17 protein-coding genes are annotated in these 17,357 nt (G+C 58.4%); 6 read left to right on the top strand and 11 right to left on the bottom strand.

From position 1 onward, the window contains the following. The first annotated feature begins 54 nt into the window (after positions 1-54). A complete protein-coding gene (locus ACR0IM_RS21965) occupies positions 55-192 on the top strand; it encodes a hypothetical protein (protein ID WP_480683231.1) in 138 nt (45 codons plus the stop codon). Positions 193-328: 136 nt separating this feature from the next. Here ACR0IM_RS21965 and ccoP read toward each other — a convergent pair whose 3' ends face one another. From ccoP to ccoN, 4 genes are read right to left on the bottom strand one after another with little or no spacing between them, the layout of a single operon-like run. Further along, on the bottom strand, positions 329-1,192 hold the full coding sequence (gene ccoP / locus ACR0IM_RS21960) for a cytochrome-c oxidase, cbb3-type subunit III (protein ID WP_480595514.1): 864 nt from the start codon (positions 1,190-1,192) through the stop codon (positions 329-331). Beyond that, complete coding sequence (locus tag ACR0IM_RS21955; protein ID WP_170328812.1) at positions 1,189-1,374, bottom strand: cbb3-type cytochrome c oxidase subunit 3; 186 nt, start codon at positions 1,372-1,374, stop codon at positions 1,189-1,191. The genes ccoP and ACR0IM_RS21955 overlap by 4 nt, the downstream gene beginning before the upstream one ends. 10 nt (positions 1,375-1,384) lie before the next feature. Beyond that, on the bottom strand, positions 1,385-2,113 hold the full coding sequence (ccoO, locus tag ACR0IM_RS21950; protein ID WP_480595513.1) for a cytochrome-c oxidase, cbb3-type subunit II: 729 nt from the start codon (positions 2,111-2,113) through the stop codon (positions 1,385-1,387). 14 nt (positions 2,114-2,127) lie between these two features. Next, a complete protein-coding gene (gene ccoN / locus ACR0IM_RS21945; RefSeq protein ID WP_480643206.1) occupies positions 2,128-3,735 on the bottom strand; it encodes a cytochrome-c oxidase, cbb3-type subunit I in 1,608 nt (535 codons plus the stop codon). Between the two features lie 194 nt (positions 3,736-3,929). Here ccoN and ACR0IM_RS21940 point away from each other — a divergent pair, with 194 nt between their 5' ends. Beyond that, the gene (locus ACR0IM_RS21940) at positions 3,930-4,769 is read left to right on the top strand and encodes a universal stress protein (protein WP_480595511.1); all 840 of its coding nucleotides are present in this window, start codon (positions 3,930-3,932) and stop codon (positions 4,767-4,769) included. Positions 4,770-4,811: 42 nt separating this feature from the next. Here ACR0IM_RS21940 and ACR0IM_RS21935 read toward each other — a convergent pair whose 3' ends face one another. Both ACR0IM_RS21935 and fnrL read right to left on the bottom strand, forming a co-directional pair. Then, a complete protein-coding gene (locus tag ACR0IM_RS21935) occupies positions 4,812-5,063 on the bottom strand; it encodes a GlsB/YeaQ/YmgE family stress response membrane protein (protein WP_480595510.1) in 252 nt (83 codons plus the stop codon). 74 nt (positions 5,064-5,137) lie between these two features. Continuing rightward, positions 5,138-5,881, bottom strand: coding sequence for a transcriptional regulator FnrL (gene fnrL / locus ACR0IM_RS21930; protein ID WP_480595509.1), 744 nt, complete (start codon positions 5,879-5,881; stop codon positions 5,138-5,140). A 61-nt stretch (positions 5,882-5,942) separates the two neighbouring features. Here fnrL and hemN point away from each other — a divergent pair, with 61 nt between their 5' ends. The 3 genes from hemN (at position 5,943) to ACR0IM_RS21915 (ending at position 9,978) form a co-directional block, all read left to right on the top strand. Further along, positions 5,943-7,298 carry an oxygen-independent coproporphyrinogen III oxidase gene (gene hemN, locus ACR0IM_RS21925; protein ID WP_480643205.1) on the top strand — a complete coding sequence of 452 codons (1,356 nt, stop codon included), beginning with the start codon at positions 5,943-5,945 and terminating at the stop codon, positions 7,296-7,298. Between the two features lie 175 nt (positions 7,299-7,473). After that, positions 7,474-9,405, top strand: coding sequence for an elongation factor G (locus ACR0IM_RS21920; RefSeq protein ID WP_480683229.1), 1,932 nt, complete (start codon positions 7,474-7,476; stop codon positions 9,403-9,405). A gap of 93 nt (positions 9,406-9,498) precedes the next feature. Continuing rightward, positions 9,499-9,978, top strand: a complete 480-nt coding sequence (locus ACR0IM_RS21915) for a DUF995 domain-containing protein (RefSeq protein WP_480643203.1) — start codon at positions 9,499-9,501, stop codon at positions 9,976-9,978. A 28-nt stretch (positions 9,979-10,006) separates the two neighbouring features. Here the strand turns inward: ACR0IM_RS21915 and ACR0IM_RS21910 are convergent, their stop codons facing one another. From ACR0IM_RS21910 to ACR0IM_RS21890, 5 genes are all read right to left on the bottom strand, one after another. Continuing rightward, positions 10,007-11,584 (bottom strand): ABC transporter ATP-binding protein, encoded by a 1,578-nt coding sequence (locus ACR0IM_RS21910; RefSeq protein WP_480683228.1) that lies wholly within the window; start codon positions 11,582-11,584, stop codon positions 10,007-10,009. Next, entirely contained in the window at positions 11,581-12,687 is a 1,107-nt protein-coding gene (locus ACR0IM_RS21905) for an ABC transporter permease (protein WP_480595504.1), read from the bottom strand. The genes ACR0IM_RS21910 and ACR0IM_RS21905 overlap by 4 nt, the downstream gene beginning before the upstream one ends. Beyond that, positions 12,688-13,773 carry a microcin C ABC transporter permease YejB gene (locus ACR0IM_RS21900; protein ID WP_480595503.1) on the bottom strand — a complete coding sequence of 362 codons (1,086 nt, stop codon included), beginning with the start codon at positions 13,771-13,773 and terminating at the stop codon, positions 12,688-12,690. Between the two features lie 5 nt (positions 13,774-13,778). Beyond that, positions 13,779-15,719 (bottom strand): extracellular solute-binding protein, encoded by a 1,941-nt coding sequence (locus ACR0IM_RS21895; protein ID WP_480643197.1) that lies wholly within the window; start codon positions 15,717-15,719, stop codon positions 13,779-13,781. 174 nt (positions 15,720-15,893) lie between these two features. Next, positions 15,894-16,403: a c-type cytochrome gene (locus ACR0IM_RS21890; RefSeq protein WP_480595531.1), complete on the bottom strand. Its 510-nt coding sequence runs from the start codon at positions 16,401-16,403 to the stop codon at positions 15,894-15,896. Between the two features lie 119 nt (positions 16,404-16,522). On the opposite strand from ACR0IM_RS21890, the gene ACR0IM_RS21885 reads away from it, so the two are divergent. Then, entirely contained in the window at positions 16,523-17,356 is an 834-nt protein-coding gene (locus tag ACR0IM_RS21885; protein WP_480643196.1) for a prephenate dehydratase, read from the top strand. Position 17,357 lies beyond the last annotated feature (1 nt).

Below are 17,357 nucleotides of genomic sequence, written 5' to 3'. Positions count from 1 at the left end.
CGCGCCCGCAGATCAATCTTGAATCCAGTTGGACCCACATTCAGGAGAGATCAGATGCTGTCTATTCTTGCCAGAACTTTCATGGTCGCCACCCAAACCGAGCCGCGCGACGAACCGCCAAAGCCAAAGTGGCTTTCTGATGATCACTGGTGGAAGAAAAGCTTGCGCGTCACAGGTTCGTGCTCCAAGTAATAGGTGCACTGGACCGGTACATTTTGGATTACTGGCCTGGAAATGTAGCACCGGCTGTTCAGGAAACGCGCGAACAGATGGAACAGCCGGTGCCTCAACCTTCGGCGGCGAACCGTCCGAAGGTATTCTTTAAACCTTACTGACCACCACCAAGCTGGTGGACGTAAGCCGAGACAGCGCGAATCTGCGCGTCGGTCAGACGGTTTTCCCAAGCAGGCATCACACCAAAACGGCTGTAGGTGACCGTTTCGGTCAGAGCCTCTTCACTGCCGCCATAGAGCCAGATCGCGTCGGTCAGGTTCGGCGCGCCCTGGAAGACATCGCCTTTGCCGTCTTCGCCGTGGCAAGCCGCACAGTTGTCTTCGAAGACAACCTTGCCCGCCTGCGCCGCCGCATCGTCGGTCTGCGCATTGGTCAGCGACATGACATACTGAACCACCTGAGTGATTTCGTCTTGTTCAAGCATTTCGCCAAAGGCCGGCATCTCGGAATAGCGCGCATCATCGCTTTCCTCGTTCCGAATACCGTGGGCAATGGTGAACTCGATGTCCTCGAGCGTACCGCCCCACAGCCAGGCATCGTCCAGCAGGTTCGGGAAGCCAGTTGCACCCTGTGCCCCCGAGCCGTGACACTGCGCACACCAGGTGCGGAACACAGCACCACCCGAGTTCACCGCGTATTGCTGCAACTCAGCGTCAGCCGAGATCTGCTCTAACGGCGTTTCGACCAGCTTGGCATTCCACGGTGCGTTGGCCTCTTCGAACGCCACCATATCCTCTTGCACGATTTCACGTGTGGACCAGCCCAGAACACCTGCAGTCGCCGAATGGACCAACGGCCAAGCCGGATACATGATCGTGTAGATCACGCCCCAGATGATGGTGGCGTAGAAGGTCCACAGCCACCATCGCGGCATTGGATTGTCGAATTCTTCGATGCCGTCCCAGGTATGTCCGGTTGTATTTGGATCGCCCGGCAGTTTTTCAGATGGTTTGCTCATTGCCGCGCCTCCTCGGATGTGGCCGGTTTGTCTTGATGCCGGAACGGGATGTTGGCGGTGTCCTTGTATTCCTTGCTGGCGCCAGGGCGGAAAACCCAGATGACGATGCCAACAAAGAAGGCAAACAAAAGCAACAGCATCCAGCTATCCGCGAATTGCCGTAAGAGAGTATATTCTTCCATCACACCCTCCTTAGCGGCTCGCGTCTGGGGTAAAGGTCGAAAAGTCGACCAGCGTACCCAGCATCTGCAGGTAAGCGACCAGCGCATCCGCTTCGGTCAGTTCGGGCTGACCGTCGAAGTTGCGAACGCTGACCTTGTCGCCATAGCGTTCCAGCAGCCCGTCATAGTCGCTGTCCGGATCAGCCTGCGCACGGAAGTCCGCCTGGGCGTTGGCCAGCATCTCTTCGGTATAGGGCGTGCCCACTACGGCGTTTGCCGCCATTACATCACCGATATACTTGCCGTCGATCTTGCGGTGCTCGAGGAAGCCGTATTTCGGCATCACCGATTCCGGCACAACCGACTGCGGATCACGCAGGTGGTCCACATGCCACTGGTCCGAATAACGGCCACCCACGCGTGCCAGATCAGGCCCTGTACGTTTGGAGCCCCACTGGAACGGGTGGTCATACATCGACTCGGCCGCCAGCGAGTAGTGCCCATAGCGTTCGACCTCGTCCCGCATCGGGCGGATCATCTGGCTGTGGCAGACATAGCAGCCTTCACGGATGTAGATCTCACGGCCCGCCATTTCGAGAGGGGTGTAAGGGCGCATGCCCTCCACCTTCTCGATGGTGTTCTCAAGATAGAACAGCGGGGTGATCTGCACCAGGCCACCGATGGTTACGACCAGAAAGCTGAAGATCAGCAGGAGGGTCGCGTTGGTCTCGAGGATCTTATGTTTGTCGAGAATTGCCATAGCTCCGGCCCTCCTTATTCAGCCGGGACCGCGACGGTCAGGCTGGCCTCTTTGGCCGGCGCTTTCCGCACAGTCATCCACAGGTTGTAGCACATGATCACAGCACCAGCGACGAACAGGACGCCACCCAGAGCACGCACCACATACATCGGGAACTTGGCCGCCACGGTGTCGGCGAACGAGTTCACCAGGAAGCCGTTGGCATCCACTTCGCGCCACATCAGGCCTTCCATGATACCGGTCACCCACATCGACGCGGCGTAGAGCACGATGCCGATGGTGGCGAGCCAGAAGTGCCAGCTGACCATCTGTAGCGAATACAGACGTTCACGCTTCCACAGGACGGGCACGAGGAAGTACAGCGCACCAAAGGTAATCATGCCGTTCCAGCCAAGCGCGCCCGAGTGCACGTGGCCAATGGTCCAGTCGGTGTAGTGGCTGAGCGAGTTCACAGCGCGGATCGACATCATCGGACCTTCAAAGGTGGACATGCCGTAGAAGCCGACCGAGATCACCATCATCCGGATCACCGGGTCCGTGCGCAGCTTGTCCCAGGCGCCCGACAGGGTCATCAGACCGTTGATCATACCACCCCAGGACGGCATCCACAGCACAATCGAGAACACCATACCCAGCGTCGAAGCCCAGTCTGGCAGCGCGGTATAGTGCAGGTGGTGCGGACCAGCCCAGATATACAGGAAGATCAGCGCCCAGAAGTGGATGATCGACAGCTTGTACGAAAAGACCGGACGTTCGGCCTGTTTCGGGATGAAATAGTACATCATGCCCAGAAAGCCTGCAGTCAGGAAGAAGCCCACAGCGTTGTGGCCGTACCACCACTGGATCATGGCGTCCTGTACGCCCGACCAGACGATGACCGATTTCGAACCCCAGATGCTGACCGGGATGGTCATGTTGTTGACCAGGTGCAGCATCGCTACGGTGACGATGAAGGCCAGGTAGAACCAGTTGGCCACGTAGATGTGCGGCTCTTTCCGCTTGACCACTGTGCCAAGGAAAACGGCCAGGTAGGCAACCCAGACGATGGTCAGCCACAAGTCAACATACCATTCAGGCTCAGCGTATTCTTTCGATTGGGTACCGCCCAGCACATAGCCCGTTGCGGCCAGCACGATGAACAGCTGGTAGCCCCAGAACACAAACCACGCCAAATTACCGCCCCACAGGCGCGCGGCACTGGTGCGCTGCACGACGTAGAACGAAGTCGCGATCAGCGCGTTGCCGCCAAATGCGAAAATAACCGCCGAGGTGTGCAGCGGGCGAAGACGCCCAAAGTTCAGATAGCCCTGGGCCCATTCGAAGTTGAGCACCGGAAAGGCCAGCTGGAACGCAATAAAGGTTCCCGCCAGGAACCCGACTACGCCCCAGAAGGCGGTTGCGATCACGCCGAAGCGGACGACTCCATCCATGTATTCGCCCGAGCGATCCACGAGAATATCTGGCTCATCGGTATTTCTGAGCGTCCAGATGAACAAACCAACGGCGATCACCATCACCAGAATTGCGTGCACCTGATACGCCAAATCGCGTGCATAATTGGTTCCGATCGCAGCGAATATCGCGATCAGACCAAGCACGATCAGCTTGATGTAATTTGACATATTGCGTCCCTTTGCCATGCCCCGCGCGATTCTATCTGTGTCGCAGGGCTTATTTGACTGGCTGCTGTTTTGTCCGACAGAGGCCAGAACTGCTTTGATCTGTGTCAAGACAATAGCCTGATTTCTGTGACAATCGTATTCTGGCGGCTGGGTCATCAGGACGCAGTCAGACGCTTTGCAGGCACGAGGTCAAAATGGCTTACAAATCTCTTCTCACCGTCATGACGGACACAAGCCAAAGCGATCCGGCTCTGGCCCAAATGGCGGCGCTGGCATCCGCACAGGACGCGCATATCGAAGCGCTCTGCCTCGGTGTCGACCGCAGCCAGACCGGCTATTACTACGCCGGTGCTAACGCCTTGATTCTTCAGGAAACGCTAAATCGTGCCAATGCCGAAGCCGAGGAAATCCTGTCCTACGCCAAAACCTATCTGGGCAAGACCGACACCCGCTGGTCCGCCGAAAGCGGTGTAGCGCAGATATCGGACATCGGCCGCCATGTCGCACATCGTGCGCGATTCTCCGACCTCGTCATCCTGCCACAACCTTATGGAGAGGATCGCGGCGCCGAGGCCGAACCCATCGTCGAAGCCGCTATGTTCGAGGGTCACGCGCCGGTTTTGATCGCACCGCAGGGCGCCACTCCCTTTGCACGACCCGGCACGATCCTGATCGGATGGAACGAAAGCGTCGAGGCCATGCGTGCCATTCGCCGCGCCCTGCCGTTCTTGGTCGCAGCCGATCTGGTGCGCATCGTCGTCATCGATCCGCCACGCCACGGCCCCGACCGGTCTGACCCTGGCGGTTTGCTGTCACAGATGCTGGCCCGCCATGGCGTGAAATGCGAGATTGACGTGCTAAGCAAGACCATGACCCGCGTGTCGGATATCCTGAACCGGCACGCTGCGGACACCGAAGCGGACATGATCGTCATGGGCGCTTACGGCCACTCTCGGTTCCGTGAAGCCATTCTGGGTGGTGCGACCCGGAACATGCTGGAACAATCCTCGGTGCCGGTTTTCCTGGCCCATTGAGGTAAAGGTGATCACAATAGCCGTCCCTCGGGGGCGGTTTTCCTATCGCTTCACCAGCCCGATCAGGAACAGCAGGATCACTGCCCCGACCGTGGCGAAGAAGATCGATGAGAACACTCCACCGCCCACGGCAAATCCGAGCGCCGGGAAGATCAATCCTGCAAGAAACGCACCGACGATGCCAACAATGATGTTGCCAATCAAACCAAAGCCACGGCCTTCCATGATCTTGCCCGACAGCCACCCGGCGATTGCGCCGATGAACAGCATCGCCAGAATGCTACTGAATCCCATGGTTCACTCCTGAGGATCGCTTCACCCGGACCCAGTAAAGCACGGTGTGCAGCCTCAGTCACGCCGCAAGCGTGTCAGACCAGAAACCCACCATCCGAGTCGTCTCCCGCCTCTTCCATCAGGCGCCCCATATCCGGGATCGTGACATGGCGCTTGCCTTCCAGCAGAATGACCTGTTCCTTTTTCAGGGCCGAGATCTGACGGCTGACTGTTTCCAGCGTCAGGCCTAGATAATCCGCCATCGCCTCGCGGGTCAGGGGCAGGTCGAACACGATCGGGCCGGCATTGCCCTTCTGGTGGATCGAGGCGTCGCGGCGGGCGATGATCGAAAGCAGGCTGGCGATCTTTTCGCGCGCGGTCTTGCGCCCCAGCACCAGCATCCATTCGCGCGCCGCGTCCAGTTCGTCGAGAGTCATCTGCAACAGACGATGCGCGATATGCGGCGTTTTGCTCATCAGGTCTTCGAATGGCTTTTTGCGAAAACAGCACATGACCAGATCAGTTGTCGCCAGCACGTCATAGGGCGCAGAATCACGCCCCGGCCGACCGACGAAGTCGCTGGGCAGCAATAGGCCGACCATTTGCGTGCGCCCGTCTTCCATTGTCTGTGTCAACGATGCGATACCCGACACGACAGAGCCGACAAAGTTCATCTGATCCCCGGACCAAATAATCGTCTGCCCCGCTTCAAAACTGCGGTAATACTTAATACCTTCAAGCTCTTCCAGCTCATTCGCATCGCAGTGCGCGCACACTGCGCGATGCCGGATAGGGCAGTCTCCACAGTTCGTATGGTCGATCTTGAATATCGGTGTCATGCGCGTTTCCACTTGATCTCGGTCAAAGCATCTGGCCGGGTCGTCCCTTAAACGTATCGCCATGATAGTGAAACCACAATTGGCAAAGCTTGGACTATTTGACGCGAAAGTCCCGCGTTACACAAGCTACCCCACTGCTCCCCATTTCAGCAATGATGTGGGGGCAAGTCTTTATGGTGACTGGATTTCCGGCCTCAAGCCCGGCAGTTCCGTATCGCTGTATATCCACGTCCCATTCTGCCGCAGGCTGTGCTGGTTCTGCGCCTGCCGCACGCAGGGCACGCAGACGGACAACCCGGTCATCGCTTACGTGGATGTACTGAAGGCCGAGCTGGACCTGCTGGCCGAGCGCCTGCCCGAAGGTGTCACCCTGTCGCGCCTGCATTGGGGCGGTGGTACGCCGACCCTGCTGAACCCGGATCTGATGCGCGATCTGGCAGCGCGGATTCTGGAGGTTGTGCCGCTGGGGCCGAACGCCGAATTCTCGGTTGAGATCGATCCGAACGAGATCGACGAAGGCCGTCTGGACGCGCTGGCCGAGGCTGGCATGAACCGCGCCTCGATCGGGGTTCAGGATTTCGACGATGAGATTCAAAAGACCATCGGGCGTATACAAAGCTATGACACCACCCGCGAAGCCGTGGACATGATCCGCGCGCGCGGGATCAACAGCCTTAATGCCGACATCCTGTATGGCCTGCCGCATCAGACCAAGAACCGGATGACGGAAAGCGTGCAGAAACTGCTGTCGCTCAGCCCGGATCGGGTGGCGCTGTACGGTTACGCCCACGTACCGTGGATGGCCAAGCGGCAACAGCTGATCCCGTCCGATGCCCTGCCCACCCCCGAAGAGCGGCTGGACCTGTTCGACACCGCCCGCCGCCTGTTCATGTGGGACAACTACGCAGAGATTGGCATCGACCACTTTGCCACGCAGGACGATGGTCTGACCCATGCGCTGAAAGCCGGGCGGCTCAAGCGGAACTTCCAGGGCTATACCGACGACCAGGCCGAAGTTCTGATCGGTGTCGGCGCCAGCTCGATCTCGCGTTTCCCGCAAGGCTATGCGCAGAACGCACCCGCGACCTCCGCCCATACCAAGGCAATCCGCGAGGGGCGCTTCTCAACTTCGCGCGGGCACCTGTTCAAAGGGCAGGACATCCTGCGTGCCCGGTTGATCGAAGCGTTGATGTGCGATTTCCAGATCGACAGCGCCGAGATTCTGCGCGACCACAATATCTCCGCTGCCGAACTGCAAAGCATGTATCAAGACGCCAACAGCGCCTTTGACGGGTTGTTGCGCATCACCGAGGACGGGTTGTTCATCCCGCCCGAGGCGCGTCCGCTGACCCGCATGATCGCGCGCAGTTTCGACGCCTATGATCTAAGTAAAGCCGGCCACAGCTCAGCAATCTGACCCGCCAAGAGGTCAGGGCTTGACGCGACGGGTCGGTTTTTCACACACTTGCAGGGCGGGCGACATCTCGCCCGCACCTGAGGCAGGCCGAGTAACAGACAATAGCGCCGACGCATTCGCGTAAGGCTTTCCTTTTCGTGCAGTTGATCTGCAATTTGAAAGAGGGACAGCACCTATGCGCGTTTTCACCGTCCTCGGCCCCAGCCAATCGGGCAAAACCACCCTGGTCGAGGCTATAAGCCGCCTCGACGACCGGCCCACCACATTCGACGTATCCGGAACCGTGCATTTGCACGGTTTTTCTTACTTGAACGAGCCCTGGTGCGCCATCGACGTGGATGGCGGCGGCGACAATCTGGCCTATGTCGGCCCGGCCATGGCAATCTCGGACGCCGCCGTAGTGGTCGTACCGCCCGACCCGAACGCCGCCGTCCTATGCGCCCCGTACCTGCGGCTCGTTGAAGAGGCGGGAATCCCCTGTTTCCTGTTCATCAACCGCATGGACAATCCAAATGGACGCATCCGCGACATCATTGCGGCGCTTCAGACCTATTGTACCCAGCACATCGCCCTGCGACAGGTGCCGATACGCGAAGGCGACACGATCATCGGCGCGGTCGACCTGATCTCGGAACGGGCTTGGAAGTACCAGGAAGGGCAACCCTCGGCCCTGATCGAACTGCCGCAATCGGTCGAAGACCGCGAGCAGGAGGCCCGCACCGAGTTGCTGGAAACCCTGTCAGATTTCGATGACCACCTGTTGGAGCAACTGATCGAGGACAAGCAACCCCCCAGCGCCGAGGTCTATGACCTGGCCGCGCAGGTGCTGCAAAACCATCAACTGATCCCGGCCTGCCTGGGCGCGGCCAGCCATGGTAACGGCCTGACCCGCCTGATGAAGGCGCTGCGGCATGAGGCACCCGAATTCGATATCGCTGCCGACCGTGACGAAGCAGCCGAGAATGCCCGCGCCATTGCCGGATTTGCTGATGTCAAAAAGCATATCGGCAAGATCGTCGTGTTGCGCGGGCTGGGCGATGGCGTAAAAGCGCATGAGAATCTGGGCGGTGAGACCGTGGGGAACCTGACCACGCTTGACGCCAAAACCCAGATATCCGATCTGCCCGCCGGGCAAATCGGGCTGGCGGTAAAATCCGACCACCTGAACCCCGGCAATCTCTATGACAGTACCGAGGCGACGCCTTTGCCGGAATGGGCGTCGTCCCGTCCCATCGCCTTCCGTCAAATCGTGTCCCCCGCGCATGAACGCGATGACGTGAGACTGTCGAACGCATTGAACCGTCTGGTCGAGATCGACCCGGGCCTGCATCTGGATCAGGATGAACTAAGCGGCCATGCAGTTTTGGGCTCGCAGGGTCCGCAGCACATGCGGCGCGTCACCGCCAAGCTGGCCGAGGATTTCGGCATCGAGATCGCGGCCGAGCAGGTTGAAACCGCCTATCGCGAAACCATCCGCGCACCCGTCGAACATCGCCACCGCCATCGCAAGCAATCCGGTGGCGCGGGGCAGTTTGCCGACGTGGTGATCTCGGTCGCGCCGATGCCGCGGGGTGCGGGCTTCCAGTTCGAGGAGATCGTCAAGGGCGGCGCGGTGCCCAAGAACTATATCCCCTCGGTCGAGCACGGCGCCAAGGACGCGCTGGCACAAGGCCCCGAGGGTTTCCCGGTGGTCGATGTGAAAGTCACGCTCAGCGACGGCAAGCACCACAATGTGGACAGTTCGGATTACGCCTTCCGCACAGCTGGCAAAAACGCCGTTCGTGAGGCCCTGCCGCAAGCCAAACCGGTGGTCCTGCAACCGATCCTAAACGCCGAAATTCACCTACCCTCGGATTTCGTCGGCGATCTGGTTCCGACCATCAGTTCGCTGCAGGGTCAGGTTTTGGGATTTGAAGGTAACCCCAACGCCTCGGGCTGGGAGATTTTCAACGCTCAACTGCCCGCCGTGGCCGAGGATGAACTGCACCGCACTCTCGCCAGCGCCACACGCGGCACTGGCTGGGTCAAGCTGAGCTTTGATCACTACGAGGAGTTGCGTGGACCAGTGCCGAAATCTGCATCGCGCGAAACGGCAAACGCACACTGACATTTCCAGAATTCCTCTGATCGGCACGCCGGTCAGAGGGCCTCCGGGACCACGTCCCTTTTTTTAAGAACGAGTTAGAAAGGAGTCTTTGTTATGGGGTATGCAAAATCCGTCCTGAGCACAGCTGCCGTAGTTTCCTTGGTACTACTTGCCGGTGAAAGCCTTGCGAAAGGGAAACCCAAGGGTGCATTGGCAACTGATCCCCAGCAAATTGCACAGTTATTTTCCGGCAAAACGTCAAACTGGAGCCGTGGCAGCAAGTTTTATTGGGCTCCCAACGGTGTCATGCACGGCGTCGGCAAGAGTGGAGACTCCATCGGTATCGGTAAATGGTACGTCACCAACAAAGGAAAACTGTGCAACGAAACAACTTGGTATTGGCCTGAGAACGGTCAAACAAAGTCAGAATTGTACAATGAGTGCTGGGAGTTCGTGACAGCGCCAGACGGAACCATTTGGGAACGTTACCTTCCTGAGAAATCAGATTGGTATAAGCACAAGTACGAAAAACAGGTCAAAGGCGACACCCAAAAGAGCAAATTCAACAAGATCAAAAAAGATCTGGGGCTTTGATCTCTGGCCGGGCGGGTCACTACCCGCCCTACCCCGCCGCTGCGATCAGTTCGCGGGTATAATCAGTCTGGGCGTTTTCGAACAAATCCTCGGCCGTTCCCATTTCGACCACATCACCGTTCCGCATGACGATCACACTGTGGGACATGGCGCGGACGACCTTCAGGTCATGGCTGATGAACAGATAGGCCAGACCGTATTTCCGCTGAAGGTCGCGCAGCAGGTCAACAATCTGCACCTGCACCGTCATGTCCAGCGCGCTGGTCGGTTCGTCCAACACCAGCAATTTGGGCCGCAGCACCATGGCCCGCGCGATGGCGATGCGCTGGCGTTGCCCTCCTGAGAACTCATGCGGGTAGCGGTCCATCGCCGCTGGGTCGAGCCCCACTTCTTTCATCACCACAGTGACCAACTCACGCGGGGCACGGTGCGGGTCGACTTTGTGGATCGCCAACCCTTCGGCAATGATCTGCTGGCAGGTCATCCGCGGACTGAGGCTGCCGAACGGGTCCTGAAACACGATCTGCATGTCCTTGCGCAGCCGCCGCAGCTGACGCGTGGACCAGCGGCGCACGTCCTGGTCCCGGAAGGTAATCCCGCCCTCGGACGCGATCAGCCGCATGATGGCCAACGCCAGCGTTGTCTTGCCCGAGCCGCTTTCACCGACAATCCCAAGCGTTTCACCTGCACGAACGCTCAGCGTCGCATCGTTGACAGCTTTCACATACCCGACCGTGCGCTTCAGAAATCCGCGCTGAATCGGGAACCAGACCTTCAGGTGGTCAGTCCGGGCAACTTCTTCTGCCTCTGGCGCGACCGGGTCAGGATGGCCCGAGGGCTCGGCCCCAAGCAGCTTACGCGTATAGGAGTGTTGCGGGTTGTCGAAAATCTCGGCAGTAGCGCCGGTTTCTACGATCTTGCCGTCCTTCATCACGCAGACCCGGTCAGCGATGCGCCGCACAATACCAAGGTCATGGGTGATGAACAGCATCCCCATGTTCTCGGATTTCTGGAGCTCGGCCAGCAGTTCGAGGATCTGCGCCTGAATGGTCACATCCAGCGCGGTTGTGGGTTCATCCGCGATCAGAATGTCGGGCTTGTTGGCCAAGGCCATGGCAATCATGACCCGTTGCCGCTGCCCACCCGACAGCTGATGCGGATAACTGTCCAGCCGCTCGCGCGGATCACGTATACCGACCTTGGTCAGCAGTTCCACAATTCGCTCGCGCGCCGCGTCACCGGTCAAACCCTGGTGCAGAGCCAGCGACTCGGCCATTTGCTTCTGGATCGTGTGCAGCGGGTTGAGCGAGGTCATCGGTTCCTGAAAGATAAAACTGATGTCGTTGCCGCGCACATTCATCAGCTTGTCTTGCGAGGCACCGATCATCTCGTCGCCATCGTATTTCACTGATCCCTCGACAATGGCGCTGTCGCCCAGCAACGAGACGGTGGACAGGGCGGTGACGGATTTGCCCGAGCCGGATTCGCCCACCAGAGCCACTGTCTCCCCCCGATCAACGGTGAAGGACACACCCTTGACCGCCGCGCTGATTTGTCCGTCCTGCCGGAACGAGACCTTGAGGTTGTTCACTTCCAGCAGGCTCATGAGAAGGTCTTTCTGGGATCAAACGCATCGCGGACGCCTTCGAAAATGAAGACCAGAAGCGACAGCATGATGGCAAAGGTGAAAAAGGCGGTGAAGGCCAGCCACGGCGCCTGCAGGTTCTGTTTCGCCTGAAGCGTCAGTTCCCCCAGCGACGGGGCCGAAGATGGCAGGCCGAAGCCCAGGAAATCCAGCGAGGCCAGGCCGCCAATGGTACCCGTCACGATGAACGGCATAAAGGTCAGTGTGGCCACCATCGCGTTGGGCAGCATGTGCCGGAACATGATCGTCATGTTGCCCACGCCCAGCGCCCGCGCGGCGCGCACGTATTCCAGGTTCCGCGCCCGCAGGAACTCGGCCCGCACCACACCCACCAGACCGGTCCAGCCAAACAGGATCATCAGCGCCACCAACAGCCAGAAACTGCGCCCCAGAATGGCGAACATGATGATGATCACGTAAAGCGATGGTGTGGCCGACCAGATTTCGATGATCCGCTGGAACACCAGATCCAGCCAGCCGCCAAAGAACCCCTGAATGGCGCCCGCGAAGATGCCGATCATACTGGCCACACCCGTGACGACGAGGGTGAACAAAATGGACAGGCGGAAGCCGTAGATCACCCGCGCCAGCACGTCCCGCTTGGTGTCATCCGTGCCCAGCAGATTCTGCCCGTTGGGTGGCAGAGGCGCAGCACCGGGGCGATCCACGCTCGTGCTGTAGGAATAGGGGATCAGAGGCCAGATGGACCAGCCACGTTCGAACCCATCCGCCTGGAATGTGCCTGCCTTGATGTCATCGATGATCCCTTCGGGATCGTCGAAACACGATTCCAGCCCGCCGCTGTCGATCAGGCATTGTACCTCGGGGTCGCGATAGATCGCTTCCGTCTGGAAATCACCGCCGAACTCGGTCTCGGGGTAGAAGTTGAAGATCGGCGTATAGAACTCACCCCGGTATTTGACCAGGATCGGTTTGTCATTGGCGATAAACTCGGCAAACAGCGACAAGCCGAACAGAACCGAAAAGATGATCAGCGACCAGAACGCCCGACCATTGCGCCGGAAATTGCGCCAGCGGCGCTGGTTGAGGGGGGACAATGCCATTTACCCCTCCCGCTTTTCGAAATCGATACGCGGGTCGACCAGCACATACATCAGGTCGCTGATTATGCCGACGACAAGGCTCATCAGGCCAAAGATGAACAGCGTTCCGAAGATCACCGGATAATCCCGCGCAACGGCGGCTTCAAAACCCAGACGGCCCAGACCGTCCAGCGAAAAAATGGTCTCGATGATGATCGAGCCACTGAAGAACACACCGATAAACACCGCCGGAAAGCCCGCAATCACGATCAGCATGGCATTGCGGAAAACATGGCCGTACAGCACCTTGCCCTCGCTCAGGCCCTTGGCGCGGGCGGTCATGACGTATTGTTTCTTGATCTCGTCCAAAAACGAGTTCTTGGTCAGCAGGGTCAGCGTCGCAAAAGCAGAGATTGTCAGGGCAATCACCGGCAGGGTGATGTGCCAGAAATAGTCGGCAATTTTGCCAAACAGACTGAGGTTGTCCCAATTGTCCGAGGTCAGCCCCCGCAGCGGGAAAATCTGCCAGTAAGAGCCGCCGGCGAACAACACCAGCAGCAGAATGGCAAACAGGAAGCCGGGGATCGCATAGGCCACGATGATGGTGCCACTGGTCCAGGTGTCAAAGCGTGACCCGTCCTTGACCGCCTTACGGATACCCAGCGGAATCGACACCAGATAAGCGATTAGCGTCGACCACAACCCCAGCGAAATCGACACCGGCATCTTTTCCAGCACCAGATCAATCACGCTGATCGAGCGGAAATAGCTCTGCCCAAAATCCAGCGTCATATAGTTGCCCATCATTGTGAGAAACCGCTCGACCGGAGGTTTGTCGAAGCCAAATTCCTTTTCCAGTTCTTCGATGAATTCCTTCGGCAAACCACGGGCGCCGATATATTCGCTGTCCGAACCAAAGGTCTCTTCGGCCGGCGCACCCTCGCCTCCGGCGAAACCTGCGAACACGTCACCTTCGCCCTGCATCTGAGCCAATATCTGCTCGATCGGGCCGCCCGGCACAAATTGCACCAGGGTGAAGTTCACAATCATGATTCCAAGTAGCGTCGGTATGACCAGCAAAAGCCGGCGAAGAATATACGCGCCCAAATCGGTTACCTCACCGCGCCAGCAGCTTTCAGTTTCTGGTACTTCTCTTCGTTAAACCACCAGAAGTCAAACTGCCCGACTGCCAGCGGCGGCAGGACTTCGGGATGTTCGAACATGTCGTAGTAAGCGACCCACGTGTCCGAGACATATCCGGTTGGGACTTGAATTCGGAGATACCGCAAAACACGGTCCAGAGATTTCAGCGCAGCGATCTCTTCCTCACGGGATTTCGTGTCCAGGGATGCATCTATGATGGCGTCTACAAGCGGTTCCTGCAGGGATTGAGGGTTATAGGAAGAAACAACTGCGGTCTCAGACCCATAGGCTTGCTTTAACCCGGTGCCCGCTTCCAGAAACGGCTGGTTTCGGAAAAAGATCATGTCGAAATCTTTGTCGTAGTACCGCTGAATCCACTGTGCGCTGTCGATTTTTTCGACTGTCACCGCTACGCCAAAGCTTTCCAGACTTGCTGCGTAAGTCGTCACAATGGCCTCGGCCGTGTCTGACGACGAGGCGTTGAGCATAATAGTGATCTTAAGCGGATTACCGTCCGCGTCCTGCAGTTTACCGCTACTCGACACCGACCAACCGGCCTCTTCGAACAGCTTCAGGGCCTTTCGCTTGTTGCGGCGGTCCACTGTACGATCCGCATTCGAGGTATGGGCAAGCACCGCCTCTTGCGTGAAAAGCTCTTCGGGAACGATATCACCCAAAGACCGCAAGAAAGCTGTTTCCATCTCGTCGGGTAAACCATCTGCCGCGACTTCCGAGTTTTCGGCGAATGAATGGCGCGGTTCCGTCAGCCCAAACTGAAGGGATTCGGACGTCCACTCAAAGTTGAACGCCAGCCCAAGCGCCTCGCGGACCTTGATGTTGTCAAACGGGGCACGTTGCATGTTGAAGATGAAACCCGATGGCGAAGGAGGCGTCATAACGGGAATGCTCTCACGCTTTACATAACCGTTCTGCACCGCCGGAAAATCGTACCCGGTGGCCCATTTCTTGGTGCTGCCTTCTTCGCGGAATGTGTAGATGCCAGCTTTGAACGCTTCGAACTCGGCGGAATCATCGGCAAAGTATTCGACCCGCACGGTTTCAAAGTTGTGCCGACCAACGTTGATCGGCAGGTGCCAACCCCAATAGTCGGGGTTTCGACGATAAACGATGTAGCGGTTTATTTCATAATCATCGAGCACATAAGGTCCGCTTCCCATCGGTGTCACGAGGCTTTGCTTATCCAAGCGCTCGCCGGTTTCTTCGTACCAGGCTTTCGAGAAAACGGGCGTTCCGCCGACCTGCGAGATAAGCGATCGGCGCGAGATACCGTCAACGAAATTATACTTGATCGTGTGATCATCAATGATCTCGTACCCTTCGATGCGCTGCTTAACGGCCCGCGCATAGCTGCGAATGCCCTGATCGAGGAACAGGTCATGGGTGAACGCTGCATCATGCGCTGTCAGCGGTGTGCCATCGGCAAAACGAGCCTCGGGCCGCATATAGAAAATGCACCATTCCTTGGTGCTGGGGTATTCGACGGCTTCCGCCAGCAGACCATAGGCTTCTGTAATTGAGTCTGCAGGCGAGGCCGATCCAAATGGGCTGTCACCAAACATACTTTCCGCGATCAATCCGGAGTAGAGACCCGCTTTGCCCTGCCAGTTGAAGCGGTTCATGCCATCGAAGGTTCCTCGCGAAGCAACCGAAATCTCGCCTCCGATCGGAGCGTTCGGGTTCACGTAATCGAAATGCTTGAAGTCCGGCGGGTATTTGAGGTCGCCAAAGAACGAATACCCATGCGCGCGAATGATTTCAGGTTCCGCCGCACCTGCTGCGAACCCCGGCACTGGCGCAAGCGTTGACGTCAGGAGGCCGCCGCCCAGCATCTGCAACGTGGTTCTGCGGTCGATCTGGAACCCCGCGCCCGAAACACTTTTTTTCGCCATGGCTGCCTCTCCTGATTATCCGGTCAGTTTATATCTTGCGCGCGCCAGCTAAATGACCAGCACTGTCAGGTTCAAGTTTAGAATGCGTGAACGCTTTGTGAAGATGTCGTTAGGCAAAAATAAAGCCGCTGCGCGGGGCAGCGGCTTTGAAACTCGGTGCGGTCGATCAAAGGATCAGTTGCCGATGGTCTGCAGATAAGCAATCAGGTCGGCGCGCTCCTGCGGCTTTTTCAGGCCGGCAAAGCTCATGGAAGTGCCCGAGATATAGCTTTTCGGGTTGGCCAGGAATGCGTCCAAAGCTTCGGGTGTCCAGTTGCCGCCATGAGCCTGCATCCCGGGCGAATAACCGCCGAAGCCGTTCGCCGACGCGACCGGACGATCCACAACGCCGTACAGATACGGGCCGGTGCCGTTGGCACCATCTTCAAGCTTGTGGCAAGCCGAGCATTTGCGGAAGACTTTTGCGCCCTTGTCCGGATCGGCAGCGGCCAGCATGTCTTCGAATACCACCTCTTCGCCGTCGGCGCTTTCACCCGCGCTTTCGGTTTCGATGATATATGAGGCCGTCTCGCCATGCCCATCGGCATGGTACAGCGCCTCGGCGCCCCATTTTGCCAGAAGCAGCACCAGGAAGGTGCCAAACAGGCCTGCGGCGGCCTTGGTAACTGTCATCGTGTCGAACATTGATCGCGAGTCCATTTCAGCTGTCTGCGGGGTGTCTAAGGCTTCCCCTCGCAAGAGGCAAGGTATAGACACCGCGACTAAACGCCCAATTCTGGAACTTGTTGCACGGAATCGATCAAATGACCAATCGTATCGCATTTCAGGGGGAACCCGGTGCCTATAGCCACGAGGCCTGCCGCAATGCGCGCCCCGATATGGAGGCCCTGCCCTGCCGTACGTTCGAAGATGTGATCGAATCGGTGCGCGCGGGCGAGGCGGATCTGGCGATGCTGCCGGTCGAAAACACGACCTATGGCCGGGTGGCCGATATTCACCGCCTGTTGCCGCACAGCGGGTTGCATATCATTGATGAGGCCTTCGTGCGTGTGCACATCAACCTGCTGGCGGTGCCCGGTGCTACGCTGACCGACATCACCGAGGCGCATTCGCATCTGGTCCTGCTGCCGCAATGCGCCGGGTTTCTTAAGAAACACAACATCCGCGGCCGGGTCAGCCCCGACAACGCCCGCGCCGCGCGTGAGGTGTCAGAGCAGGGTGAACTGCACTCGGCGGCGCTGGCCAGCGAACTGGCCGGCGAAATCTATGGCTTGAACGTGCTGGCTCGTCACATCGAGGATCAGGACAACAACACTACCCGCTTTCTGGTCATGTCCCGGCAGGCGGACCTGTCCCAGCGTGGCCCCTATGGCATGATCACCAGCTTTGTCTTTCAAGTGCGCAACATTCCGGCGGCGCTGTACAAGGCGATGGGAGGCTTTGCCACAAACGGGATTAACATGACCAAGCTGGAAAGCTACATGGTCGATGGATCGTTCACTGCTACGCAGTTCTATGCCGATATCGTCGGTCACCCAGACGACCACAATGTGCAGCTGGCCATGGACGAGCTGGAGCACTTCACCACCAATGTTGAAGTGCTGGGCGTTTACCCCGCGGCGCATCCGCGCGGATAAG

The sequence above is a fragment of the Ruegeria sp. BF6 genome (assembly GCF_056538665.1).
This window is presented reverse-complemented; position numbering and strand designations above follow the sequence as displayed.